The following is a 26631-nucleotide window of genomic DNA, read 5'->3' as shown; positions in this document are numbered from 1 at the left end:
AAAAAGCGCTCCTTTTCAGGAACGCTTTCATATAGTAAATCAAAAAATTATTTTTTATCCATCCATTTTCTGGCATTGACAAAAGCTTCATGCCAAGGCGAAACTTCATCATCTCTGTCTTTTGGATAATGTGCCCAGTTCCATTGGAACGTAGAACGCTCAATGTGTGGCATCATTACCAAGTGACGTCCTGTTTTGTCGCAAAGCATCGCAACGTCAAAATGAGAACCGTTTGGATTAGCAGGATAGCCTTCATAGGCATATTTAGAAACAATATTGTAATTTTCTTCACCCATTGGCAAGTTGAATTTTCCTTCTCCATGCGATACCCAAACTCCAAGTGTACTTCCTGCTAATGAAGAAAGCATCACCGAATTGTTTTCCTGTACCGTTACTGATGTAAAAATACTTTCGTGTTTGTTACTTTCGTTGTGCAACATTTTTCCGTGTACTTCATGCTCCGGATTAATCACTTCCAATTCCATAAATAATTGACAACCATTACAGATTCCAACAGATAACGTGTCGTCTCTTTTGAAGAAATTGTCTAAAGCGGTTTTTGCTTTTTCATTGTATAAAAAGGCTCCGGCCCAACCTTTGGCAGAACCCAATACATCTGAATTGGAGAATCCACCAACAGCTCCAATGAACTGAATGTCTTCCAACGTTTCACGACCTGAAATCAAATCGGTCATGTGAACGTCTTTTACATCAAATCCGGCTAAGTACATTGCATTTGCCATTTCACGCTCCGAGTTACTTCCTTTTTCACGGATAATAGCTGCTTTTGGTTTTGGCTTAGAATTGTCGATTACTGGTTTTTTTCCTGTAAAATGTGTTGGAAAAGTATAATGTAACGCTTGGTTTTTGTAATTGTCAAAACGCGCTTGAGCCGTTCCGTTCTTGGATTGTTTTTGGTCTAATAAGAAGGAGGTTTTGTACCAAACATCTCTGTATTTAGCAATGTCTAATGTACAAGGACCAAAATCTAAAGTCGCTTCATTTGTAGCTGTTCCTAATTTATAGAAAGAGACATTATTGGCGTTTAATTTAGATTCCACTTCAGCATCTGATTTTGCTTGGAAAACAATTCCAATATTTTCAGCAAAAAGATATTTGATGATGTCTTTTTCTTCGAAAACAGAGAAGTCTATTTTAGCTCCTAAATTCACGTCGGCAAAACACATTTCCAATAAGGTTGTGATCAAACCACCACTTCCAATGTCGTGTCCTGCAAGGATATTGTTTTCTAAAATCAATTCTTGAATGGTATTGAAGGCTCTTTTGAAAAAAGCAGCATCTTTAATCGTTGGCACTTCATTTCCAATAGTGTTCAACGTTTGTGCAAACGAAGAACCTCCTAATTTGAAATCATCTTGTGACAAATTGATGTAATAAATAGAACCGCCGTCTCTTTGTAACACAGGCTCTACGACTTTTCTAATGTCGGTACAATTTCCACCTGCTGAAATAATTACCGTTCCCGGTGCGATTACTTCTTCATTTGGATATTTTTGTTTCATGGAAAGGGAATCTTTTCCGGTTGGAATATTGATTCCTAATTCGATTGCAAAATCCGAACAACCTTGTACAGCTGCATACAAACGAGCGTCTTCCCCTTCGTTTTTACAAGCCCACATCCAGTTAGCAGAAAGAGAAATTCCATCTAAACCATCTTTTATTGGAGCCCAAATAATGTTAGACAATGCCTCAGCAATAGCAGTTCTACTTCCCGCAACAGGATCAATTAATGCTGCAACAGGAGAGTGACCAATCGAAGTGGCAATTCCTTCTATTCCTTGGTAATCCAAAGCCATTACACCACAATTATTCAATGGCAATTGCAATGGACCGGCACATTGTTGTTTGGCAACTTTACCACCCACACAACGGTCTACTTTGTTGGTCAACCAGTCTTTACAAGCCACTGCTTCCAATTGAAGCACTTGCTCTAAGTAGGTTGAAATGTTTTTCTTGTCGTATGTTAAATCAGTATAATTTCTTTCGATTGTTTTGTCTGTCATAACCACTTTTGGAGAACTTCCAAAAAAGTCTTCCAAGGCAAAATCCATTGGCTTAGCACCAGTTGATTTTGATTCGAAAGTAAAACGGTGATCTCCGGTTACGTCTCCCACTTGGTACATTGGAGAACGCTCACGGTCGGCAATTTTTTGTAATAAATCGATGTTTTCCTTACCAATAACCAATCCCATTCTTTCCTGAGATTCGTTACCAATTATTTCTTTTGCCGAAAGGGTAGGATCTCCCACTGGCAATTTATCTAAATCAATTAATCCACCGGTATCTTCCACTAATTCCGAAAGACAGTTTAAATGTCCACCAGCTCCGTGATCGTGAATAGAGACAATTGGATTGATATCGCTTTCTACCAAACCACGAATGGCATTGGCAGCACGTTTTTGCATTTCTGGGTTCGAACGTTGAATCGCATTTAATTCAATTCCTGAACTAAAAGCGCCTGTATCTGCTGAAGAAACTGCAGCTCCACCCATTCCAATTCTATAATTTTCCCCACCAAGGATGACAATTTTATCGCCTGTTTGTGGTTTTTTCTTAATCGCTTGGTCTAATTTTCCGTACCCAATTCCACCCGCTTGCATAATCACTTTGTCGAAACCTAGTTTGCGAGCGTCTTCTTCGTGTTCGAAAGTCAGGATAGAACCTGTAATTAACGGTTGTCCAAATTTATTTCCGAAATCAGAAGCTCCGTTAGAGGCTTTGATCAAAATATCCATTGGGGTTTGATACAACCATTTTCTTTCGGTCATACCATTTTCCCACGGTCTGTTTTCGGCTAAACGAGAATATGAAGTCATATAAACTGCCGTTCCTGCCATTGGCAACGAACCTTGTCCACCTGCTAAACGGTCGCGAATTTCTCCTCCAGAACCAGTTGCAGCTCCGTTGAAAGGCTCTACTGTTGTTGGGAAATTATGTGTTTCTGCTTTTAATGAAATAACCGAATCAAATTCTTTTACTTCATAAAAATCAGGTTTATCAGCACTTTTTGGAGCAAATTGTTGTACTCGTGGCCCTTTTACAAAAGCAACGTTGTCTTTATAAGCCGAAACAATATCGTTCGGGTTTTCCTGAGATGTTTTCTTGATTAATTTGAATAAAGAAGATTCTTTTTCTTCTCCGTCAATGATAAATTTTCCGTTGAAAATCTTGTGACGACAGTGTTCTGAATTGGCTTGTGAAAAACCAAAAATCTCAGAATCTGTTAGTTTTCGTCCTAATTTAATCGCTAGATTATCTAAATATTCCACTTCATCAGGACTTAAAGACAATCCTTCTTTTGCATTGTAAGCAGCAATATCATCGATGTTCAAAATGGCTTCTGGAAGCACGTTGATAGTGAAAATATCTTGATTTAACTCAGCGTATTTTTGCGAAAGCATCGGGTCAAAATCAGAAAAATCAGCTGTTGCTTTCTGAAATTCTTCGATTCTAATGATTCCGGAAATTCCCATGTTTTGGGTGATTTCCACAGCATTAGTGCTCCACGGCGTTATCATTGTGGCGCGAGGACCAACAAAAAAATCCGTCAGTACGGATTTTTCTATTTTATTTGAATCGGCAAAAAGCCAGTTAAGTTTTGAAATGTCTTGAGCCGAAATTTCGTTTTGCGTATGTACGGCAAAAACAGTTTTGCTTTGGTTTTCAAAGAAATGGATCATTGTTATGTAGTTTGTTGTATTGCGGTGCAAATTTAGTCAATTAAGATTAAATTTTGGGTAAAAAAAAAGCGGCAATTTGCCGCTTTCTTAATTAGTTGATTATTAATTTCTTGATGACCGAATTTGAATCGATAGTAACTCGAACCAAGTACGTTCCTTTTGCAATATTTGGCAGCGTAATTTCTGATTTAGTACTGTTTTCTTCTCCAAAAATTTTCTGACCAATTATAGAATAAATTTCGATAGAATACATTTTATTCGAATTGTTGATAGAGAAATTTCCATTAGATGGATTTGGATAGATAACAATGTTATTTATATCTAAAGCGACACTGGTTTTTGGTGTTTTTTCAACCATACGACTTCCTAAATTGTTACAAGTATCAGAAGTGTAAGAATCCCATTGGGTAGTTTTATTGAAAGTAGTCGTTGGAGACGTAACGGTTGCTTTTCTTCTGATTGTTTCATCAGCTGCAAAGTTTGCTGTTCCACCGTTAAAAGTTCCAATGATGTCAATTAAGACTCCATTTTTGAATAAACCTACAGCATCATTTCCATTAAAAGCCATTTCAGTTGCTGATGTAGAAAGATTAGCCGAACTTATAGGATAACAACTGGATGCCATTAAACTATTTACAATGGTGAATTTACTTCCGTTATTCAACGTTCCGGTTAAGGATAGTCCAGTACTCCAAGTACCGGCACCGTTGGTTTGTTTTTTGATGCTATAAATCGAAAGGCTTACTGCACTTCCAGTTGCATTTGAAATTTCTAGGGCTTTGTTGTTTGATGAACCTTCAATATATTCAGAAAATAATAAATCTGTTGCAGTGGAGCCACCGCTAGTTGTAGTAACATTGACAACATTGCTTGAAGCTGAAATATTTCCGGCTGCATCCTTAGCTTTTACTGAAAAAGTATAGGCTGTTGCAGCAGTTAATCCAGTAACATTATACGTTGTCGTTGAAACGGTACCTAATAATGTAGTTCCTCTATATACGTTGTATCCGGTTACCCCAACATTGTCCGTTGCAGCAGTCCAAGATAAAGTTGTGGTGGTTTGGGTTGTTCCAGATGCTGTCAAAGCTGTAGGTGCTGATGGAGCAGTTGTATCTGCAGTTCCGGCAACTATATTTACCGTATAATCCTCTACTTGGCCATACGGGATTGCTTCACAAGAAGTTGGAATGGCATTGTATTTCATTGAAACTCTCATTCTCGTTGTTCCTAATGCAGCCGAAACTGGAATCGTGATTGTTCCTGTTGCCGGAGTTGTTGTAGAAGTGGCTTTCGACCAAACTAATTCTCCTGCATCTGTAAATAATCCGTTTTTGTTATAATCAATCCAAACCGCATATCCTTCGCTGTAAACAGAACCTGTCCATGACGGTGTAATGGTAATGGTATTTGCCGTTCCAGAAGTTGCATTTGTAGTTAATGCAGTGAAATTTTCATAACCTGCAGTTCCGGTAGAGGTGTTATTTATAGAACCAAAAACAACTTTTCCTATTTTTTCATCGGCAGTACTGTTTCCTTGAGAAGCACAATAGGTAATTGATGTCCCGGCAGCAGTTGTAGCATTAACTACGTTACTTGAAGCCGAAGAATTTCCTGCTGCATCTTTGGCAACAATATAAAACGAATAGGCTGTTGAAGCTGTTAATCCAGTGATAGTAGTCGTTGTTCCGGTTACTGTTGTTTTTAAAGCGCTGTTCATGTATACATTATATCCAGTCACTCCAATATTGTCAGTTGAAGCCGTCCAGCTTAATGAAACGGAGTTTGATGTTGTTCCGCTAGCTACTAAATTAGTTGGAGTAGTAGGGGCTTGTGCATCAGCGGTTGGGTTCCAAATCGACTGTACATATTCTGGATGGTCAATGTATGGATTTCTATTGTTTTGAGCCGTATAAATAGCATTGTTACGAGCGATTTCTCGAGTACTAACTGGATCTTGATTGTGCCAAGTGATCAATAGGTTTAAAAAAGCAGTAGTGAAAACTTGATTGCTGGTACCATTAAACATTGCATAAGAATAACCAGCAACAGTATTTTCGTAACGTGTGGCAAAATAGAAATACATACGTGCAATATCACCTTTAAATTCGTTGATAGGTTCAAAAATAGGTCCGGAATAACCAGAAGTTGTACTTGCTCCAAGTTTACCTCCGTTTAATGAAGTCCAAGTAGGAGAAGTTACCGGTCCGTGTGGATAATTAGAACGTTGTCCATTTACTTTTCCATCAGTTGGTGTGATGAAATGCGCATCTGAAACCATTGGTGATTGTTCATTAAATACAGATTGCGGAATAATGTGCTCTCTATTGTAACAATCGCCCTCTACGCTATAGGTTCCACATCTTTGTGTAGTTCCTGCGGAGTAATTATAGGGATCTGTTCCGGTTGGATTTTCAGAATACATGTCTAAAATTGTGGCGTCATTTTCAAAGTAATAATCCCTGTCGGATGTTTGATATATAGTATATAAACCTGCGTATCCGTTATCCGTATGTCCTTTGATGATGTTGTATAATTGTGTTTTCAAGGTGTAACCAGTTCCCGTGGCGGTGTTATAATAGCCACTTGGTATTTGGGCTATCGCAGCAGTGACAAACAGTAATAATAAGGCAGAGTAGATTTTTTTCATAATTTAAATTTGTTTTGGTTATTGGGGTTAGTTTCGGTTTTTAAAAACTTGATTTTCAAATCTTAAAATACTGAAGACGCGCAAATTTATAACTTTTATGATGGGTTATGTTAAGAAATTATGAAGTTAATTAAGATTTTCTTAACATAATTATTAACATTTTGAGGAAAGTAGTTTTACTCTTACTTTAGAAGAAAACAGAAATGAAAATTGGAATTGGAGTTAAACCAATGGTGTTTATTTTGGAAAAACTTTGTTTTGATACGCACCCAAATCTGGCGGTAAAGTTCTCGTGTTTCCTAAAATATCAAGCGGAATCAAATACGCGGAATTCCCTTTTGCGAAAGCTGCTGAAGTTTCGTCAATATTGAATTTGTTCTGTGATGTATTGAAAAATTTAGGGTCTTTGTTCAAAATTATAGCATTATAATGTGCTGTGTCAGTATTAAATTGATAATCGGGATTCGTCGTAAATTGATTGGATACGTTATCAAATTTGATAAGGCAATTGTTGAATTGGTATTCAAAAGCAGCCCCCGTTTTCTTGTTTAAACTCATTTCGTTTGAGTACGACCCATAAATGATACAATTGTTAAATGTGGCTGCGGTTAAATCTTTCACTTCCGGAACTGCTCCCAAAATATAATTGCTTACCAAAACCGCCACTTGTTGTGAGCTGTTCCAGTTATTGTTGAAGGTGGAATGTGTAAACGAATAATTACCGCCATAAGAACACGCTAAACTGGCTTGTCCGCCATTATTGATAACTAAATTTTCACCTTTGATTTTTGCGGTCTGCGCCAAAATTCCGTAGTTACTGCTATTGTAGATTTGGGTGTTTTTGATAGAAACTGTTGTACCATCATTGTTTTGAATTAACAAACCAATGGTTGCATTTTTAATCGTTAGGTGATTCAATGTATTATTTGTACTGCCATCAGTAAGCCAAATGGTACCCCATTGTCCCGGTACATCTGAAAAATCCGGTTCTAAACGGTCGCCTTCAAAAATAACTTCGTTTTCAAGCTTATCCGTTGTTGATAATGTTCCATTGATGTTTATCGAGGCATTATTAGCTACAATAAGCCCGGAATTTGCATGGAAATGAACTCTGGTTCCTGCTTCAAAAGTGGCAGTCTTATTCGAAGGAACAGCTGCGTAACCATAAATAACATAAGGCTTGTCATTGGTAAACTGCAATTCATTCCCATTTACAGGGTCGTTTTCATCAAGAAAAAATCCATCAATTTTTTCGTCTCCAATAGGAAGTGTTTCTGTGGTTCCGTCAGCAAAACGTTTTGGATAAAGAAAAACTGCATCTTGAATCAGCGTTACCAGTTCCACATTTTGAAGATTTTCGCCACTGTCAAACTGAATTTGATCGGTGTATAAAAAATCATTTGGATTGGCATCAGTAATATTAGCGGTTGTTTCTATGAAAATATACAAACTGTCTTTGGCTAAAAGATCCACATTATTGAAAATTTTCCCGTCAGTTCCCTGCATTCCATCAACGGTCATTCTATATTTTGAGCTCAATCCTTTTCCTAATTTAATGCTTGGAATGGTAATGTCGTTTTTACTTTTGTTGTACACTTTGAGTCGGTATGTACTGGAACCTATGTTGGTAAAAACGGTATCTAAATAAATGGTGTCTTTCGAAAATGTCAAATCACCAGTACTTGCTACGGTCTCAAAATCGGAACGACACGAAAAAACAGAAAGCACTATTCCAATAAAAAGCAGTAATGTGATGGGACGCATTTAGTTAGATTTTTTGTAAAAATAGGAAAAATCTAATATTAATGTAGCCGATTTTAGATTTGTATTTACAATAACAATTGCAATTACTGTTTTGTGACTTATCTTTTATTTATTTTTACATTTTAAAAGCTAATAACATGACATTCGACAAAGAAAAAATACTTCAGTATTGCAATCACATTTCTAAAAACACCTTAATGCAAACTCTGAATATTGAATATACTGATGCAGGAGAAGATTTTTTAGTAGCCACAATGCCCGTGAATCCGTCCGTACATCAACCAATGGGATTGTTACATGGCGGTGCTTCTGTGGCTTTGGCAGAAAGTGTGGGCAGTGCCGCTTCTATGCTTTATGTAAATTCTGAACTAAGCGAAGTGCGCGGAATTGAGATTTCAGCCAATCATTTGAAAGCAAAACGGGACGGAATTGTAACGGCAACCGCCAAGATTGTCCACAAGGGCCGAAGCATACATCTTTGGGAAATACGAATTACTGATGAAAACAATAATTTAATCTCACTTTGTAAGCTTACGAATATGGTTTTACCAAAAAGAAAAAGCAGAGATTAAATAGGGAAGCAATTGTGGCTAAAGCCATAAGACAGCTTCTGGAAAAATTGACGAATATGGTTTTGAAAAAATCCAACAAATAAGAATACCTGATGTTTTAATGAAATTTATATTTTAAATAAATTGAATATGATTGATTTTTTTATAAAAGTAAAGCAACAAGAAACGCAACATTTACCTTTCGTTATATATCGAAAGCCTAATACAAGTAGATTAATTGGTTATTTTCAAAAGAATGACCACTTGTATTTTGCTGAAAATTTCAATGAAATGGGATTTGTTTTCGCTCCTTTTGAAGGTAATCAAATGATACTGATGCCAAAAGAACAATCTGTAAAATGGGATGCAGAGTTGCCTTCTTTTGAAGAAAGTTCCCATTCGGATGTTGCGTTTACAGAAAATGAAGAAGCCAAAGAACATTTTATTACGTTAGTTCAAAAAGGTGTTGATGCCATCAAAAAAGGGCTTTTAAATAAAGTGGTTTTGTCGAGAGAGGAAATTGTTGCTGTGCCTAATTTTGATTTGGTTTCTGTTTTTACAAAATTGCTTCAATCGTATCCATCAGCTTTTACCTATTGTTGGTTTCATCCAAAAATTGGCTTGTGGATGGGCGCTACACCAGAGCAATTATTGAAAGCCAATAAAAATAAATTTTACACGATGGCTTTGGCGGGAACGCAAACTTTTCAAGGTTCATCAGATATTGTTTGGGAGAAAAAAGAGAAAGAGGAACAGCAATTTGTAACGGATTTCATTTTGAATAATCTAGAAAGTGTAACATCTGAAGTGACAATCTCAAGTCCCTATACATTAAAAGCAGGTAATTTGTTGCACATTAAAACTGATATTGAAGGGATAATAGATGCCAATTCAAATTTGAAAGAAGTGGTTTCTATTTTGCATCCAACTCCCGCTGTTTGTGGACTTCCTAAAGATAAAGCTAAAGCATTTATTTTTGAAAATGAAGGTTATAATAGAGAATATTATTCCGGGTTTTTGGGTGAATTGAATAAAAAAGGAATTGATATTCAAAAATCAAAAACAGACTTGTTTGTAAACTTACGATGTATGCAAATTAAGATTGCTTCGGACCCAGCAATGACAAAAGCGCATTTGTATATGGGTTGTGGTATTACAAAAGACAGTATTCCAGAGCATGAATGGAAGGAAAGCGTCAATAAATCAATGACAATGAAAAAGGTATTGTAACGAATGTAGTTTCAATATCATTAGGGCTTAAATATTAAAAAAATAAATGAAATGAAATTAGATATACTTGCTTTTGGTGCGCATCCTGATGATGTGGAATTGGGTTGTGCAGGAACCATTTTAAAAGAAATCTCTTTGGGGAAGACAGTTGGAATTATTGATTTGACCCGTGGCGAATTAGGAACTCGTGGTTCAGCCGAAATCAGAGATCAAGAAGCGAATGCTGCTGCAAAAATTCTAGGTGTTTCAGCGCGTGAAAATTTAGAAATGAGAGATGGCTTTTTTGTTAATGATGAAAAGCACCAATTAGAGATCATAAAAATGATTCGCAAGTACCAACCCGAAATTGTTTTGTGTAATGCAATCGATGATCGTCATATTGATCATGCAAAAGGAAGTAAGCTAGTGTCTGACGCTTGTTTTTTATCCGGATTAATGAAGATTGAAACTATATTAGAAGGAGAGAAACAAACGGCTTGGCGACCAAAATTAGTCTATCATTACATACAGTGGAAAAATATAGAACCGGATTTTGTGGTCGACATTACTGGATTCACCGATAAAAAAATTGAATCTATTTTGGCGTACGGTTCTCAGTTTTACGATGCGAATTCTAATGAACCAGAGTCGCCAATAACCAGTAAAAACTTTCTGGAAAGCCTGAATTACCGTTCCAGAGATTTAGGAAGGCTCACAGGAGTAGATCATGCGGAAGGTTTTACCGTAGAAAGATATTTGGCAGTCAATAGCTTAGGAGATTTGATATAAATTTCATGTAATTTTTTAAAAAAAATATTTGCAGAAGTAAACTTATGTCGTATATTTGCCACCGCTAAGCAAATGGTGGTTGTAGCTCAGCTGGTTAGAGCATCGGTTTGTGGTACCGAGGGTCGCCGGTTCGAACCCGGTCATCCACCCAAAAGGCAAAAGCCTCGAAGAAATTCGAGGCTTTTTTTGTGGGATAAAGTTTCGGGGGATTGTAGGCGCTATTTTATTGGCTTGAAAATTGTAAATGGGGAATAGTATCAGAGAAGAATTGAAGAAGTCTTTTGGAATTTTAGGATTAAACCAATTAAGGATATAACTTTTCGGACATAAATTACTGTTAGGGGTTATATTATTTGTTTTACATACTTCGTATTTTCTTTTGTGTATCTTTGGACGCATTGCATAGTTAAATCAACCGAAAATAAGCTTTCAAAACTTTAAATATTATTTACATAATTTAATGGAAAACGAGAAAATCAATTCTAAAATTCTTAAAAGTAATTACATTCCAACAGCCGAGTTTTATAGCCAAATAATTGATAGTTTACAAGATTATTCAATTTTTACTCTTGATAATGAATTTGTAATTAATAGCTGGAGTTCAGGTTCAACCAAAATATTTGGATATGAACCAGACGAAATTATTGGACAGCATTTTGATGTAATTTTTACTGAAGAAGACATACAAAATGGTATTCCGCAAACAGAAATTCAAGCTGCATTAGTAGAGGGAAGAGCTACGGATAACAGATGGCACATTTGTAAAGACAGAAGTATTTTTTATGCTTATGGTTTAGTTTTTCCACTTACTGGAATTGATGGAGAGATGTTGGGTTATGTTAAAATCTTACGAGATTTGACTGAGAGAAAGAAATCAGAGGATGCCATAAAGAAATATGTAAAAGAACTGGAAGACCTTAATACACATAAAGAGAATGTTCTTGCAATTGTTTCTCATGATTTAAGAAGTCCGTTATCCGGAATTATCGGAACGGCAGAATATTTGAAAACAAATCTGGACCGATTAGAATCCACAAAGGCAAAAGAAATGCTTGATTTACTTCATAAAACGGCAGTAGATGAGTTAAATATGCTAGATAATTTAGTGGAATGGGCCAGAATAAAATATGCATCGGAAGTGTTCTCTCCAGCAAAAATTGAGCTTTTTGATTATGCACAAAAAGTTTTTGAATCATTGCATGACGCAGCTGCTTTGAATTCCATAAATCTCCGTAATGAAATAGGACCTAATATCAGTGTTTTTGCAGATGGGAAAATGTTGCTTTCTGTTTTTCAAAATATAATTTCTAATGCTATTAAGCATTCTTTACCTGGAGGAGAAATTATCGTTTTGGCAAAAATTGAAGCTGAAAAAGTATTAATTCAGATAAAGGATTCTGGAATTGGAATGTCAAAAGACGTGCAAAGCAAACTTTTTACCCCACAAATGAGTACGCTTTCTAAAGCAAGGAAAGATAACAAAGGTGCCGGAATAGGATTATTATTGGTGAAAGGATTTTTAGAAAAAAATGACGGGGAAATATGGGTTGAAAGTGTGGAAGGAATTGGTTCTTCTTTTTATTTCACATTGCCTCTTGAGGAACCTTTGCATAAAATTGATAGCGTTGATAAAATAGAATTTGACGAAAGGGTTTAATTTATAAATCATAAAAAAAAAAGAGCTTCGAATTATTTCGAAGCTCTTTTTTTATTGGGTTTGCACAAGGGATAGCAGTGGAAATCCTTTATTGTCTCGTTTTTTAACGAGACAATAAAGATTGTAACGTATAGCCCGACCACGCTGTAGCGCTAGCGAAAGCGTGGATGTGCCCAAATGCTTTATCTATTTTTTATCTACAATAGGTCTTTCGGTACGGTTTGCCAGTTCCCAAGCGGTTACAAATGCAAATTTGGCTCTTTTTGTTAATGCATCGTATTCAATTTTGTCAGGACTATCTGTTGGTTTGTGATAATCAGCATGAACTCCGTTGAAAAGGAATACAGACGGAACGCCATTTTTAGCAAAGTTGTAATGGTCAGAACGCTCATAGAAATGGTTTGGATCTTTAGGATCATTGTATTTATAATCTAAATCCAAATTAGTGTATTTAGCGTTTGCAATTGTGCAAATGTTATCTAAATCAGTCGATAAGCGGTTTGCGCCAATAACGTATACATAATTGTTGCTGCCCGCATGTGCTTCATCACGACGGCCTATCATGTCAATATTGATGTCGGTAATAGTGTTTGCTAATGGAAACAAAGGGTTTTCTGAATAGTATCTGGAACCATGCAAACCGTGTTCCTCGCCGGTAACGTGAAGAAACAGGATAGAGCGTTTTGGACCGTGACCTTCTTTTTTAGCGATTTGGAATGCTTGTGCAATTTCAAGAAGCGCAACTGTTCCTGAACCATCATCATCAGCACCGTTGTAAATCTCTCCATTTTTTGCACCTACGTGATCGTAATGGGCAGAAATTACAAGAACTTCATTTGGTTTTTCAGAACCTTCGATATAGGCCCAAATGTTTTCGGAATCCGGTAAGTTTTCATTGCGTTTGGCATTTAAGAAAGCTGCCGGGATTTTTTGGTAATAGTCAGAAGCGGCAGTTGGAAAAGGAACGGCGTTTTTCTTGTATTGATCGATAAGGTAAACACCTGCTTTCTTTTGTCCTGCAGATCCTGTTTCACGGCCTTCCATTTCATCCGAAGCGACAATGTAAAGATGTGTTTTTAATTCGTCAGCAGTAATTGTATTCATATATTTTGTAGGGTCGGTATTTGCTATACTGATTTTTTGAGTGGTACAGCTCATGGTTAAAACAACCATTAGACCTAATAAAGGGATTTTTTTCATGTTTTTTAATGTAAATTGATAAATGTATAAATAGCAAAAATTGATAATATAATAATGATTAATATAAAGTTGATGAAAAATAGTAAACTACTTTTTAGAAAGGAGATAAATCTGGTTTCTCCATAAAAACGATGGTGCGCCGGAAAGAAATAATAAACCATCCATCCAATTCCTACGAAATTAGTGATTACCTGTATGAAAGTTACAAGACCTAGTTCTGAAAATGGAGTCAATCCTTTGTTTATCAGAAACAATAACAAAAACAGTAATAACAAAAAGGAAAAGTAATGTAAGGTGAAAATCCCATGATCAAAGTAATACCAGCGTTTCTTGTTGTGGAAAAGCCACAGAAAAAAAGCAAAAATTGGCATGAATACAAACAGAACTTTGGGCAAATTATGGGTAAAGGAACTTATGAATTTTTCAATAATTTCGCTTTGGGTATTATTTTCTTTAACGATTTGGATTTTTTTATTCATCCAATAACTGAAATCAGATAATTTTTCTGACTCAGGAGCATGCTTTTGAATAGAGTCTAATTGTTCGACGGAATCATATCCAAAATTGATCAATTCATCCTCGTCTTTTGGATCAGTTTTACTTTTTTTAACGGAATCATTTTTGGATATAGTATTTTGAAATGATTTGTTTTTGGTGGTAAAGATAGCTTCCTTTTCGGTAGTTTTTTCTGAAGAATTGATTTCACTAGGAAAAATGGCAATCAATAGAAATGTAATAAAACTTATAAAAATATACAATCTGACAGGAGCCAAATAAGACAATCGTTTTCCTGAAAGGTATTCTTTAGTTAGTGCAGAAGGCTTGAATAAAAGATTTTTTATGGTTCTCCAAAAAGCGTTTTCATAATGTGTTAAATCCTCAAAGAAATGAACAAAGAGGTGATGAAACGTCTTTCGGGTATCAGTATTTTCTTGCCCACAATTAGGGCAGAATCTATTTTCAACCACATATCTGCAATTAAGACACGTTTTGTCGTTTCTGATTTTACTTTTTGACATAAAAAAAACAGTATAAATTCTAGAATTTTGTTAAATTTTAATCTATAAAACTAACAAAAAAACCGAACTTATACTGTTTTTAAAAAATATATTTAAAAAATTATTTCAAAACTTCTTTTAAGAAAGCATTCATACGTTCCCATGAACGTTTAGCAGCTTTTTCGTTGTAAGCGGCTCCTTTAGAATTATCGTTCCCAGCTTCAGGTTCTGTAAAAGCATGTACTGAATTAGCGTAATAAATCATTTCCCAATCCGCTTTTGTATCTCTCATTTCTTGTTGAAAAGCAGTTACTTCTGCAGCTGGAACATAAGGGTCATCAGCACCGTGAAGCACTAAAATTTTTGCAGCAATTGGATTATTTACTCGTGCAGCATCTCGTCCTAAGCCACCATGGAAAGAAACTGCTCCTTGGATTTTCATTCCTGCTCTTGCAGCTTCAAGTACGCCAGTCCCTCCAAAACAGTAGCCTATGACTACAATATTATCTGGATTTGCACCTGCCTTCACTAATTGGTCTAAAGCAAGTTGAATGCGTCTTTGATAATCAGCTACATTATTTTTGTAAATACCAGCTTGTTTTCCGGCTTCTTGCGTGTTTGTTGGGTAGTTTCCTTCACCATAAATATCAGCTACAAAAGCATAATAGCCCATGTTTGACAATTTTTCTGCAGATTGTTTTGAATGCGTATCAATTCCTTTCCAAGCAGGAAGGATTAAGATTCCAGGTTTAGTTTTGCTTCCTTTTTTAGGTGCAATTGACAAACCATTTAATTTTTGATTTCCATCCGTGTACTTTACTGCTTTCAATTGTGCAAATGCACCATTGGAAAGCAATAGAAATCCTAATAAAGCAAAGAAGATATTTTTCATATTGGGTGTTTTTATTTTTACAAATGTCTCAATTAATTAGTCCAAAAATTAGGGCTTTGATTTTTTTAATTTATAACTGTATATTTAATCTTTATGATGAGGAGTTAAAAAACTATTCGCCGGGATGATACGTTTTTTCGGCATTTTTTTGAACATCATCTTTATAAAATAATACATCTTTAAATTGTCCTTTTCGGTACATTTCAGCCTGATCATAAAAATGTTTCGATTTTGGATCTCCACTGTTTCCGCCTGCCAGTAAAGATTTTGCTTTTATTTTTGTTCCAAATTCTACTGCGCATACAAAACTATTACCGTTAGTTCCATAACGCTTCTTGGTATCTTTTTGATAATTGCTTTTGAAAGCGGGTAAACTTCCCCAAAGCGCGGGTCCGTATCCAATAGGTAGACTTTCCAGGGCATCATTATAATTCATAGAAATCTCGCCTGAAGTTCTCTGGAAACGATTGATTTCTCCCCAAGTAATTTGCCAGGTTCCAAATTTCATTTTCAATTCGTTTATAACTGTTTGTAGTTGAGGAAGCACTTGGTCTGGTGTTGCATTTTTTACAAAATTACGCGTGTTTTCCACTTGGTCCATTTCGCCTTCATTAGTATATACTTTTTGAATAATTGGGTTTAATCTATAAGCCCATTCCACAGCTAAGGTTGTTGCGACAGAATTCTCTTTGGCATAATAATCCCAATTTTTCAATATTGTTATTGGTTCTGACAGTTCTGTGTAAAGCGGATTATTGGCACTGATGTTTTTTTCGAAACTGGAAATTAAAGATGGAATTAAAAATTCAAAAGCGGTCAGTTTCGTGTCATAACCGTCGGCAATTACTTTGTCTAATGTATAGGTATTGCCTTTACTTAATAATCGAACCGCATTCAATCCTCTGAAACTTTCTCCATCTGGCGCCATGTAAGGCAAATAGTTTTCCTCTTTTGGACTATTGTCACCAGCCACGGTATAGGGTGTAGAATTACAGTTTTGCAACCAGCCGTTTATGGGATTATAGGAATGAACTGTTTCTGAAACTTCGTGTAATCCTTTCCATTGCGTTGCCGGTGTTGTACCGTCCATCACTTTTGACCAATTCAGTTTTTTGTCTCGAATAGGAATAAAATTCCCATGCCAGTAGGCAATATTCCCCTCTTTATCCGCATAAACAGTATTGTTTGAGGTATTAGCTTTCAAATTCATTGCCGTTTTATACTCTTCAAAACTTTTTGATTTTGTTCTCACCCAGCTTTGTTCCAGACTTTTCATCGAGCGATTATTCGATTTTAAGCTAATCCATTTCCCCTCTCTTTTGGCCATTATTGGACCGTGATTGGTGTAATAGGTGTTGAATGTTTTAGGGACCAGTTTCCCGTTTTCAAGATACTTGATAGTTATTTTTTTTTCGATAACCGGAACTAATTTGTTATCGTATTCGTAAAATAGTTTGTTGTTTTTGGTTACGATTTTCTCGGCATACATATCGGCTACATCCACATTTGATGAGGTATGCATCCAACCGCAGTTTTCATTAAATCCTTGGTATATAAAAAATTGTCCCCATGTTACTGCTCCGTAGGCATTCAATCCTTCTTCACTGCTCATTTGTATTTCTGGTCGAAAATAAAAAGAGGTATGTGGATTAATGTATAAAATTGCACTTCCCGATGCTGTTTTTGAAGGAGCAATTGCAAATCCGTTGGAACCAGTTTGTACGTCTTTTTCACGTTCTATGTAGGCCACTTTATCCGTGTTTCCGGAATAAAAAGCTTTCAATTCTCCGGTTGAAAGATCAGCGGTACTGATTGCCCCGATACTTCCGTCTGTCCAAAGTAATGGAAACCAAGGTTCAAAATGATTCAATAAAGCGGGTTTTACTTCGGGGTGATTGTATAGGTAAAAGTTGATTCCGTCCGCATAACTGTTTAATAATTTTTTCAACCAAGGTGCTGCTTTTTTATAATCGGCTTTTGCTTCTTCGGTGTCAATTAAAAGTTTAATTTCTAAATCATTGTATAAAACCGATTGCCCTTTGATTTCGGAAAGGCGTCCCAGTTTTTCAATGTAATTCATTTCTACCCGTTTGAAATCGTCTTCACATTGCGCGTACAACATTCCAAAAACGGCATCAGCATCGGTTTTGCCATATACATGAGCAATTCCCCAATTGTCTCGGATAATGGTCACTTGTTGTGAGAGTTTTTTTAGTCTTGCTATTTCTTGGTTTGATATCTTTTGTGAAAACATGGAGAAACTGAAACAAAAAACTAGAATTGTAAGCGGCAAATGATTCTTGAAATATTTCATTTTATTGAATATTATGTTAGAGACTTACATTTCGTTTAAATGCGCAACCCAATTCGATTATAGAATCGGTTTTGGCAATACCGGGAATGTTATCTATTTTTTCATATAGAACTTTGCGCATGTGTTCGTGATCTCTGGCAATAATTTTTATGTAAAGAGTAAAAGATCCGGTGATGTAATAGCATTCCGTTATTTCTGGAATGTTTTTCAGTTCTTCAATAATCCTGTCAGAATCTTGATCTTTATTTAAGGTAATTCCAGTAAAAGAGCCCCAATCGTAACCCACTTTTTTTTCATTAATTAGAGGCTTTATCCCTGTAATTATTCCTTGTTCCATTAATCTGTTGATGCGTTGATGCACCATGGTATTTGATATTTTTAGATTTGTAGCTATGGCTGAATACGCCATTCTTCCGTCTTTTTCTAATTCTTTGATAATATTGATGTCGAATTCGTCTAATATATCCATGTTGGTTTGATTATAAATGATGCTTTTGTATTTGTATAAAAGTACTTATTTTTATTTATTTCGAAATGCATCTGTAAATTGAATTGTAAATTTAAAAATGACTTATTTTTAATCTAAATTAAGAAAATATTTTCAAATAGTATCTTTATAAAAGTCAAAATATTTATTTTTATTGGTAAATTAAAAAAAAATAGTAATTTTGTACTTTATTATATTAAAATAGAAACATCATGACACATACAGAACAAAACCTTTCTTCAAAATCTGAAGCGTTGATAGCAAAAGAGAATCAATACGGAGCTCACAATTACCATCCTTTACCTGTAGTTTTAGAAAAAGGCGAAGGTGTTTATGTTTGGGATGTAGACGGAAAAAAATATTATGATTTTTTATCGGCATATTCTGCCGTAAATCAAGGACATTGCCATCCAAAAATTGTTGGTGCAATGATAAAACAAGCACAAACACTGACATTGACTTCACGTGCTTTCCATAATGATCAATTAGGACCGTATGAAGAATATATAACCAAGTATTTTGGTTTTGATAAAGTATTGCCCATGAATACTGGTGCAGAAGCAGTGGAAACTGCTTTGAAATTATGTAGAAAATGGGCGTATGAAGTAAAAGGAATTCCTGAAAATCAAGCGCAAATCATCGTTTGTGAAAACAATTTTCACGGAAGAACAACAACAATTATTTCATTTTCGAATGATGAAACTGCTCGTAAAAGCTTTGGACCATTCACGGCCGGATTTATAAAAATTCCATACGATGATGTCGAAGCTTTGGAAAACGTATTAAAATCAACACCAAATATAGCAGGATTTTTAGTGGAACCTATTCAAGGTGAAGCAGGAGTGTATGTTCCTACCGAAGGATATTTGGCAAGAACTAAAGCGCTTTGTGAAGCACACAATGTTTTATTTATTGCTGATGAAGTGCAAACAGGAATTGCACGTACGGGAAGATTATTGGCAACTTGCGGAAATTGTGAGTGTAAAAAAGGTTGTGAAGGTAAACCAGAAGTGAAACCTGATATTCTTATTTTAGGGAAAGCAATTTCTGGTGGTGTGTATCCTGTTTCTGCAGTTTTAGCCAATGATCACATTATGAATGTCATTAAACCGGGACAACACGGCTCTACTTTTGGAGGAAATCCGATTGCAGCTGCTGTTGCTATTGCGGCACTTGAAGTGGTAAAAGAGGAAAATTTGGCACAAAATGCGGCTTACTTAGGCGAAGTTTTAAGAACAGGACTTAATGAGATTGCTTCCAGAAATTCATTAATTACATTGGTTAGAGGAAAAGGATTATTGAATGCCATTGTTATCAATTGTGATGAAGAATCTGATTTGGCTTGGAATATTTGTATGAAATTCAGTGAATACGGATTATTGGCAAAACCAACACATGGTAATAAAATTCGTTTAGCACCGCCATTAGTAATTACTGAATCTCAAATTTATGAGTGTTTGGGTATTATCGAAAGAGCTTTAAACGATTTCAGATAATTTAAGCGATAATGGGAAAAGCTATAAAATTAATAAAAAACAGATCTGATATAGGTGCTGGTACGCGAGGTTCTGACTTGGGGATTGATGCTATCGAAATCGCTGCAATTAATCAAAACAGTGATTATTTTAATCAATTTGAATTTGAAGATGTAAAAACACACAACGAATCCATTTATGATAAAAATCGAAGTACTTCTGCTAAAAGAATTGAGCATGTTGTAGAGCAATGCACCAGAGTTTGTAATGCGGTAAAGAAAAATTTAGCAGGGAATTATTTTCCAATTGTTTTATCAGGAGATCATTCTTCAGCATTAGGGACTTTAAGTGGAATAAAAGCAACTTTTCCGGAGCAAAATATTGGCGTGTTTTGGATTGATGCCCATGCTGATTTGCATTCGCCTTACACTTCACCATCTGGAAATATTCACGGAATGCCATTATCAGCGGCTCTTGCGGATGATAATTTGAGTTGCCAGAATAATGATGTAGCTCCAGAAACCCAACAACATTGGGAGGAAATGAAAAACATAGGGTATAATGGACCAAAAGTTTTGGCTGAAAATCTGATTTATTTTGGAGTTCGTGATACCGAAGATGAAGAAGATAAGCAAATTGAAAAATTGAATATCAAGAATTATAAGGTTGATGAAGTGCGTTACAGAGGATTGGAAACGTGTGTCGCAGAAGCTTTGTCAAAATTAACGCATTGTGAAGTTTTGTATATTTCTTTTGATGTGGATTCCATGGATTGTGATATGATTTCTTATGGAACAGGAACACCGGTTCCCAAAGGTTTTGATCAGTACGAAATCATAGCGATCATCAATCAAATTATCCAAACAAAAAAAGTTGTTTGCATTGAATTTGTGGAGGTAAATCCTTTATTGGACACCAAAGGAAATAAAATGGCAGAAACTGCTTTTGAGGTTTTGGAAGCTATAACGACAACACTTGTTCTTCCTATTGAATAGTTTATTTTTTTTAATACATAGAAAAGCCCGAAATCAAATTTTAGATTTCGGGCTTTTTATTTAATGGTTTTTTAAAAGGATATTTTAAAAGGATATTTTAAAAGGATTAACTTCCATATCCAGGATTTTGCGTGATTTTACTATTTGTATCCGTTTCTCTTAATGGAATAGGGAATACCAAAGTGTTATCATTATATGGAATCAATTCAGATCCATCAGCAAAAACATCAATAGAACTTTTTGTTCTTTTTAAATCATGAATTGCAAAGCCTTCCATTGCTAATTCCAATTCGCGTTCTCTTAAAATAGTAGCTAAGGTAACGGTTATGAAATTTGTCGCACTTGCACGTGTTCTCAGTAAATTGATGTCAGCCACCGGAGTGTTACCAACAAAAGTTCCAGCTCTGAAATTTGCTTCGGCTCTAATAAGGTACATCTCAGCCAAACGAATTAAAGGAACATCTCCAAATTGATCGGTGTATTTAGAAGTCAATCTTCTTCCGTTGTCTGGGTTGATGTAATTAAAATTACGTCTTTCGTCAGCTGGGTCAGTAAATTTAGCTAAATAAGTAGATCTTATTTCAATATCGCCACCACGTCCACCATTGTCTTCGGAAGCATATAAATTTGTCACTTCATTTTCTCCTGTTTGTTTTGTGATTTGTATAGCAAAAATATCCTCACTCTGATTGACATCATGATTGAAAGCATTTGCATATTTAGGAGATAAAGCACGTCCGCTATTTTCAATTACATCATGGGCAGCATCTCTGGCAGCAGGATAATTTCCTTGTTGCAAATATACTCTCGCTAATAAAGCTTTGGCTGCATATTTATCAGCATAAAAACTATTGTCTTCCGGAAGATCATTGTAAGCCAAGTTTAAACCTGAAATTATTAGCGCATAAACTTCATCAACAGTGCTTCTTTCTTTTGCTAAATCAATAGTGAAATCATAAATTGCATTTGGTCTGATAACAACACCTAATTGGGTATTAGCTTGACCTGCTTCATATGGTTTTGCAAAAAATCGAACCAAATCAAAGTATGCCATTGACTTTAAAAAAGTAGCCTCGGCAATCATTGTAGTTTGTCTTTCGGGATCTTGAACTTTATCTATGTTTTCAATAACTGTATTGGCAGCATTGATTATTTGATAGTTTCGAGTATAAATTTGCTGAACAAAAGTATTGTTAACTAAAATAGTTTTAGAATACATTTGTCGGCATTCGCCAAAAGTACCTCTCCATCTAAAATCAGTTGTCGCTGTTATACCAGTTTGTGCCAATAAATCGGCAGAGGTCAATATTCTACCGCCATATACATCACCATCTGCAGCTGTAGCATAGGCACCTGTTAGTATGTTAATGATGCCGGTTTCAGTAGTTAATGTTACTGAAGCATCTTCATTTTGTTTGGGATCTATTTCTAATTCATTGTCACAACTTGCAAAAAAAGTAGCGAAGAGAATAAATAGGATTAATTTATTTGATTTCATTTTTTTAATTTTTAAAAATTAATATTTACTCCTAAAGCAATAGTTCGGGATGGTGGAGCTGAGTAAAATTCTTCTCCAATACCTGTATCATCTCTTCTTGCTTCTGGGTCATAACCAGAATAATTTGTAAAAGTAAGTAAGTTAACTCCTGTAGCGTAAAAGCGTACACTGCTCATTCCTAAATCTTTTACCGTGTTACCTGGTAAAGAATATCCTATTGTTAAGTTTCTTAAACGAACAAAATCTGATTTGTCTAAAAATCGAGTTGATTCTTGTGTTCCGTTACTTCCGTATAATCTGGCTTGGGGAACATTAGTAATATCACCCGGATTTTGCCAACGGTTTAATTGGTCTATGGTTTGATTGTCAAAATAGTCAGCTGCAACCGATTGGTATTTACCGGCAGAGTTGTAAATACTAGCTCCCCATTCTCCTTGGAATGTAAAAGAAAAATCAAGTCCTTTATAATTAATTGTATTTGTTAAACCAGCCATCAATGTAGGGAAAGGATTTCCTGAAACCACTCTTTTTGCTTCAGAGTAATCGTTAGTTGTTGATTTATCCAAAGATCCATCAGCGTTAACGGTATTTTTCACAAAAAGGGCATCTCCATTCGCAGGATCTACTCCAGCATATTCTACTAAGTAAAAGGAAGAGATATTTTCTCCCACTCTGTTAATCGTAAATGAGCTAACAATATCTTGATTGTTATTTGGCATTGACAATACTTCAGATTGGTTGGTAGTTACATTAAAGCTAGTATTCCATTTTAAATTATCTGAATCAATATTTTTTGTGTTCAATGTAAATTCGACTCCGCTACTTTGTACTTCTCCAATATTTTGGTTGATTGTAGTTGCTCCGGAACTTATTGATAATGGAACACTAAAAAGTAAGCCATCCGTATTTTTTTTGTAATAATCGGCTTCAATGCTGATGCGGTTTAGCAAACCAAATTCAACACCAAAATCAACTTGAGTAGATTTTTCCCAAGTAAGATCATCGTTTCCAGCTTGAGAGAAAGAAAGTCCTGATTTTAAGTTATAAGGATTTGATCCGTACAATTGGCGTGAAGCAAAATTACCCAATTCGGCATTACCTAATTTACCCCAGCTTCCTTTTAATTTTAAGAAAGTCAAAGTAGGATTATCTTTTAAGAAGCTTTCTTCAGACATGATCCATCCTGCAGAAAATGCCGGGAAAGTACCAAATCTATTGTTTTTACCAAAACGGGAAGAACCATCACGACGGATACTCGCTTTGAAGATGTATTTGTCATCATATGAATAGGTAACTCTACCAAATTGCGATACAAATGTATAATCAGTTTCATTTCCTGAACCACCAGATACTTCAGCACCTCCATCAACAGTTTGGAAAGAATCATTTGGGAAATAGATACTAGTTACACTTTGAAACCTACGGTTGAATTTATTAAACTCCATACCAGCAACCGCATTTACGTCATGTTTTTCACCAAAGGTTTTGTCGAAAGTCAGGTAATTACTGTAAATATAAGTTTCATTGTTTACAGAAGTAGCAAAAACTTCTCCGTCAGTTGCCATAAAAGGGGAGTTTTTACCATACCAAGCATCCTCCGTTTGTGATAATAAGTCATAGGAGAAATCAGAATTTACTTTTAAAGAAGGAATGATTTTAAATTCTCCATATGCTTTACCGGTAACTCTTCTCATGATTGTTTTCCAGAACGAATTGTCAATAGCCAATAAAAAGTTGGCGTACAATGTATTTGGATTTGCCGTTCCATCATCTAAACGAGCAGGAGATAATGGGGATTGTGCGACAGCCTGTAAAGGAGTAGTAAAGGAATTGTCATCCTGCACACGGTCAATTTCTGATCTGGAGAAACTTAAATTCATACCAGCAGTAAAACGATCCGATATTTTGTGTGACACGTTTGTTCTTGCGGTAACTCTTTCTAATGCATTACTGTTTATAATACCAGTAGTGTTGTTATAAGCACCAGAGAAGAAATATTTTGTGTTGGCATCACCTCCAGATACTGAAAAATCAGCATCAGTATTGAATCCGTCTTGGAATGCAGTTTCTTGCCAGTCAGTATCTACTTCTCTGTTTCTCCAGTCTGTACCTTGAGCTAAGAAATCAAAAGTATCTTCAGCTTCAGCGGCATCACCAAGTCCATTAATAGATGCTTCAGTGAATAACTCTACATATTGATCTGCATTCAACCATTTTCTTTTGTTAGTAGCTTGGCTAACGCCTTGTGAAAGGTTGATAGAAAACGTTCCTTTTCCTTCTTTTCCTCTTTTGGTAGTAATCAAAACAACTCCATTTGCACCTCTAGCACCGTAAATTGCGGCAGAAGATGCGTCTTTTAGGACGTCAATTGATTCAATTTCGTTAGTACTTAAAGTCAATAATGGGTTAGTTGGTGCTCCATTACTTGATTCGTTTGAAGTAACTAAAGGAATTCCATCTAATACATATAAAGGTTGTGTTCCAGCGCTGATACTTGCAGCACCACGAACACGAATATTTATTCCTCCATCAACTTTACCATTTGTCTGTGTGATTTGTACCCCTGCTAATTTACCAACTAAGGCATTTTGAACATTGGATACCGGAATTTGTTGGATGTCTTTTGCTGTAACGCGGGCAATGTTATCGGTTAATTTCTTTTTACTTTGAGTACCGTAACCTACTACAACAACTGTTTCTAATTGATTTGAGGCATCACTCAATTTAATTAACATCGAAGAAGATGCAGGAACCTCAATAGTTTTCATTCCTACAAAACTGACAATCAATAGTTGGCCTTTTTTAGCATTAATGGTAAAATCACCATCAAATCCAGTTTGGGTACTAATGTTGGTCCCTTTTACAATGATATTTGCACCGGGAACGGGCAGTCCACCCATGTCAGTAACTTTACCTGACAATGTACTTTCTTGAGCAAATGTCAATTGTACAGTCAGTACAATGAGTAAACTCAAAAAATGCTTCAAATTAATTTTCATTTTTGGATTATTTAAGATTAGTTGGTCAAATATCTAAATAAAATGTTAATTAAAGGAGATTATGCGTGTAAAATCTCTTGTTTTGATGTTTTTTGTCAATAATTTAAAATTTAAAATATAAAAAAACGGTATTCGTAAAAATATCGGTTTAGTGTGTTTAATCTTGTATTAGGTTTTGAGTATTGTGTAATCTAATAAATTCATGAATTCGTTTCAAAACCCATTAGCGATAATTAAAAAAAAGTCCTTTGTGTGGGTTTATTTATATTATATTATCGTTTTGATTCCATGGATCAAAAACAAATTCAAAACGGACATTGTTGAAATTTATAAAAGACAATAAATTCATTTAAACCACTAGAATCAATGGATTTTTATGATAAACTGATTTAGATTTGCTGCAGATATTCTATGATTTCGTTACAAGTTTGTTTGGCATTTCTGTTGATTCCAATGAGTGTTTCTGATGCATAGCCAGTCCAACTGCCGTAACCCGCTAGCCATAATCCGGAAATTTCAGTTGCTTTGCTCTCTTCGGTTTTTACAATGCCGCGCTCATCTGCTGAAACAATATTTTTCAAAAAAGACGTCGTATAACCAAAACCCGTACACCATATTATAGCATCAAAATCTTCTTGGGTTCCGTCAGACCAAAGTACACCGTTTTCATATATGCTTTCAAAACTACCACTTGAAGTCAGAATTCCTCTGGATCGAGCTTCTTTTACTGGCGGCACCATTACAATATTTCCCAAATCATAATTGGCGGCATTAAATGGTTTTCCTTCTTTTTCAGCATTGTATTTGGCAGTTGCCACATTGAAAAGATAAAATCCGTCTACTTCATCCGGTAAATAGTGCGGTAGTTTTCTGGTTGACCATTTCACGGTGGTGACTTTAGAAACTTCTGCTACAATTTGCGCACCCGAATTTCCTTCGCCAACAACCAGAACCTTTAAATTCCTAAACTCTTCCGGATTTTTATAATTAGCAGAATGGATTTGAATTCCTTTGAAAGTTTCTATTCCTTTAATCTTTGGAATAAAAGGATTGTTCCAAGTTCCTGCCGCAGCAATTATTGCTTTTGAAAAATAGATTCCTTTATTGGTTTAAACTTTGAATATTTTATTTTCAGAAGTTATGTTTTCTACAGTAACGGAGCACTCTATCGGTAGTTCGTAACGCTTTTCATATTGGCACAAATAATCGATTACTTCTTGTTTTAAAGGAAACAGATTTTCAGATTTTGGCATCAGCCAACCCGGCAAAGAACTATGCTCGGCAGGAGAAAAAAGCGTGAGACTGTCCCAAGCATGAAGCCAGGAACCACCGCACTTTTCTTCTTTATCCAATATGAGGAAGTTTATTTTATGGCGTCGTAAATAATACCCGCAAGCCAATCCGCTTTGTCCGCCACCAATAACAATAACATCCAGAATTTTGTGCATTGGGATT

At 35.6% G+C, this 26631-nt stretch carries 18 protein-coding genes and 1 tRNA gene; 7 read left to right on the top strand and 12 right to left on the bottom strand.

Annotated elements, in window-relative coordinates:
• Positions 1-47: 47 nt before the first annotated feature.
• The 3 genes from purL to C8C87_RS09570 form a co-directional block, all read right to left on the bottom strand.
• Entirely contained in the window at positions 48-3701 is a 3654-nt protein-coding gene (gene purL, locus C8C87_RS09580; protein WP_121342445.1) for a phosphoribosylformylglycinamidine synthase, read from the bottom strand.
• A gap of 91 nt (positions 3702-3792) precedes the next feature.
• On the bottom strand, positions 3793-6348 hold the full coding sequence (locus tag C8C87_RS15985; protein WP_121342444.1) for an endonuclease: 2556 nt from the start codon (positions 6346-6348) through the stop codon (positions 3793-3795).
• Between the two features lie 237 nt (positions 6349-6585).
• A complete protein-coding gene (locus C8C87_RS09570; RefSeq protein ID WP_121342443.1) occupies positions 6586-8112 on the bottom strand; it encodes a hypothetical protein in 1527 nt (508 codons plus the stop codon).
• Positions 8113-8249: 137 nt separating this feature from the next.
• On the opposite strand from C8C87_RS09570, the gene C8C87_RS09565 reads away from it, so the two are divergent.
• From C8C87_RS09565 to C8C87_RS09545, 5 genes are all read left to right on the top strand, one after another.
• A complete protein-coding gene (locus C8C87_RS09565) occupies positions 8250-8684 on the top strand; it encodes a PaaI family thioesterase (protein ID WP_099714913.1) in 435 nt (144 codons plus the stop codon).
• Between the two features lie 129 nt (positions 8685-8813).
• A complete protein-coding gene (locus C8C87_RS09560; RefSeq protein WP_121342442.1) occupies positions 8814-9893 on the top strand; it encodes an isochorismate synthase in 1080 nt (359 codons plus the stop codon).
• A 51-nt stretch (positions 9894-9944) separates the two neighbouring features.
• Entirely contained in the window at positions 9945-10661 is a 717-nt protein-coding gene (bshB1, locus tag C8C87_RS09555) for a bacillithiol biosynthesis deacetylase BshB1 (protein ID WP_099714917.1), read from the top strand.
• Between the two features lie 75 nt (positions 10662-10736).
• A tRNA-His gene (locus C8C87_RS09550) sits at positions 10737-10810 on the top strand.
• 311 nt (positions 10811-11121) lie between these two features.
• The gene (locus C8C87_RS09545) at positions 11122-12318 is read left to right on the top strand and encodes a PAS domain-containing sensor histidine kinase (protein ID WP_099714919.1); all 1197 of its coding nucleotides are present in this window, start codon (positions 11122-11124) and stop codon (positions 12316-12318) included.
• 186 nt (positions 12319-12504) lie between these two features.
• On the opposite strand, the gene C8C87_RS09540 is transcribed toward C8C87_RS09545, so the two are convergent.
• From C8C87_RS09540 to C8C87_RS09520, 5 genes are all read right to left on the bottom strand, one after another.
• Entirely contained in the window at positions 12505-13518 is a 1014-nt protein-coding gene (locus C8C87_RS09540; RefSeq protein ID WP_099714921.1) for a M28 family metallopeptidase, read from the bottom strand.
• A 5-nt stretch (positions 13519-13523) separates the two neighbouring features.
• Complete coding sequence (locus C8C87_RS09535; RefSeq protein WP_099714923.1) at positions 13524-14537, bottom strand: DUF3667 domain-containing protein; 1014 nt, start codon at positions 14535-14537, stop codon at positions 13524-13526.
• Between the two features lie 100 nt (positions 14538-14637).
• Positions 14638-15408 carry a dienelactone hydrolase family protein gene (locus tag C8C87_RS09530; RefSeq protein ID WP_121342441.1) on the bottom strand — a complete coding sequence of 257 codons (771 nt, stop codon included), beginning with the start codon at positions 15406-15408 and terminating at the stop codon, positions 14638-14640.
• 112 nt (positions 15409-15520) lie between these two features.
• On the bottom strand, positions 15521-17722 hold the full coding sequence (locus C8C87_RS09525) for a penicillin acylase family protein (RefSeq protein WP_233550025.1): 2202 nt from the start codon (positions 17720-17722) through the stop codon (positions 15521-15523).
• Between the two features lie 16 nt (positions 17723-17738).
• Positions 17739-18191: an Lrp/AsnC family transcriptional regulator gene (locus tag C8C87_RS09520; protein WP_121342439.1), complete on the bottom strand. Its 453-nt coding sequence runs from the start codon at positions 18189-18191 to the stop codon at positions 17739-17741.
• A gap of 230 nt (positions 18192-18421) precedes the next feature.
• On the opposite strand from C8C87_RS09520, the gene rocD reads away from it, so the two are divergent.
• Together rocD and C8C87_RS09510 are read left to right on the top strand one after the other, a co-directional pair.
• Positions 18422-19705 carry an ornithine--oxo-acid transaminase gene (gene rocD, locus C8C87_RS09515; RefSeq protein WP_121342438.1) on the top strand — a complete coding sequence of 428 codons (1284 nt, stop codon included), beginning with the start codon at positions 18422-18424 and terminating at the stop codon, positions 19703-19705.
• 11 nt (positions 19706-19716) lie between these two features.
• Entirely contained in the window at positions 19717-20679 is a 963-nt protein-coding gene (locus C8C87_RS09510; RefSeq protein WP_121342437.1) for an arginase, read from the top strand.
• A gap of 106 nt (positions 20680-20785) precedes the next feature.
• On the opposite strand, the gene C8C87_RS09505 is transcribed toward C8C87_RS09510, so the two are convergent.
• The 4 genes from C8C87_RS09505 to C8C87_RS15980 all read right to left on the bottom strand — a co-directional run bounded on the left by C8C87_RS09505 (position 20786) and on the right by C8C87_RS15980 (position 26624).
• Positions 20786-22177, bottom strand: a complete 1392-nt coding sequence (locus tag C8C87_RS09505; RefSeq protein WP_121342436.1) for a RagB/SusD family nutrient uptake outer membrane protein — start codon at positions 22175-22177, stop codon at positions 20786-20788.
• An 11-nt stretch (positions 22178-22188) separates the two neighbouring features.
• Positions 22189-25176 carry a TonB-dependent receptor gene (locus C8C87_RS09500; protein ID WP_121342435.1) on the bottom strand — a complete coding sequence of 996 codons (2988 nt, stop codon included), beginning with the start codon at positions 25174-25176 and terminating at the stop codon, positions 22189-22191.
• Positions 25177-25565: 389 nt separating this feature from the next.
• A complete protein-coding gene (locus C8C87_RS15955) occupies positions 25566-26273 on the bottom strand; it encodes an NAD(P)-binding domain-containing protein (protein ID WP_369869866.1) in 708 nt (235 codons plus the stop codon).
• A gap of 12 nt (positions 26274-26285) precedes the next feature.
• Positions 26286-26624 (bottom strand): FAD-dependent oxidoreductase, encoded by a 339-nt coding sequence (locus C8C87_RS15980; protein WP_369869807.1) that lies wholly within the window; start codon positions 26622-26624, stop codon positions 26286-26288.
• Positions 26625-26631: the final 7 nt, after the last annotated feature.

It is taken from the genome of Flavobacterium sp. 120, from assembly GCF_003633605.1.
Classification (GTDB): Bacteria; Bacteroidota; Bacteroidia; order Flavobacteriales; family Flavobacteriaceae; genus Flavobacterium; species Flavobacterium algoritolerans.
The sequence above is the reverse complement of the archived record's forward strand: the minus strand, read 5'-3'. Positions and strand labels throughout refer to the sequence as shown.

Coding starts and splice junctions, on each gene's coding strand:
- C8C87_RS09570 (WP_121342443.1), bottom strand. CDS start 8,112: ATGCGTCCCATCACATTACTGCTTTTTATTGGAATAGTGCTTTCTGTT.
- rocD (WP_121342438.1), top strand. CDS start 18,422: ATGACACATACAGAACAAAACCTTTCTTCAAAATCTGAAGCGTTGATA.
- C8C87_RS15980 (WP_369869807.1), bottom strand. CDS start 26,624: ATGCACAAAATTCTGGATGTTATTGTTATTGGTGGCGGACAAAGCGGA.
- bshB1 (WP_099714917.1), top strand. CDS start 9,945: ATGAAATTAGATATACTTGCTTTTGGTGCGCATCCTGATGATGTGGAA.
- C8C87_RS09505 (WP_121342436.1), bottom strand. CDS start 22,177: ATGAAATCAAATAAATTAATCCTATTTATTCTCTTCGCTACTTTTTTT.
- C8C87_RS09520 (WP_121342439.1), bottom strand. CDS start 18,191: ATGGATATATTAGACGAATTCGACATCAATATTATCAAAGAATTAGAA.
- C8C87_RS15985 (WP_121342444.1), bottom strand. CDS start 6,348: ATGAAAAAAATCTACTCTGCCTTATTATTACTGTTTGTCACTGCTGCG.
- C8C87_RS09560 (WP_121342442.1), top strand. CDS start 8,814: ATGATTGATTTTTTTATAAAAGTAAAGCAACAAGAAACGCAACATTTA.
- C8C87_RS09545 (WP_099714919.1), top strand. CDS start 11,122: ATGGAAAACGAGAAAATCAATTCTAAAATTCTTAAAAGTAATTACATT.
- C8C87_RS09510 (WP_121342437.1), top strand. CDS start 19,717: ATGGGAAAAGCTATAAAATTAATAAAAAACAGATCTGATATAGGTGCT.
- purL (WP_121342445.1), bottom strand. CDS start 3,701: ATGATCCATTTCTTTGAAAACCAAAGCAAAACTGTTTTTGCCGTACAT.
- C8C87_RS09565 (WP_099714913.1), top strand. CDS start 8,250: ATGACATTCGACAAAGAAAAAATACTTCAGTATTGCAATCACATTTCT.
- C8C87_RS09500 (WP_121342435.1), bottom strand. CDS start 25,176: ATGAAAATTAATTTGAAGCATTTTTTGAGTTTACTCATTGTACTGACT.
- C8C87_RS09525 (WP_233550025.1), bottom strand. CDS start 17,722: ATGAAATATTTCAAGAATCATTTGCCGCTTACAATTCTAGTTTTTTGT.
- C8C87_RS09535 (WP_099714923.1), bottom strand. CDS start 14,537: ATGTCAAAAAGTAAAATCAGAAACGACAAAACGTGTCTTAATTGCAGA.
- C8C87_RS09530 (WP_121342441.1), bottom strand. CDS start 15,408: ATGAAAAATATCTTCTTTGCTTTATTAGGATTTCTATTGCTTTCCAAT.
- C8C87_RS09540 (WP_099714921.1), bottom strand. CDS start 13,518: ATGAAAAAAATCCCTTTATTAGGTCTAATGGTTGTTTTAACCATGAGC.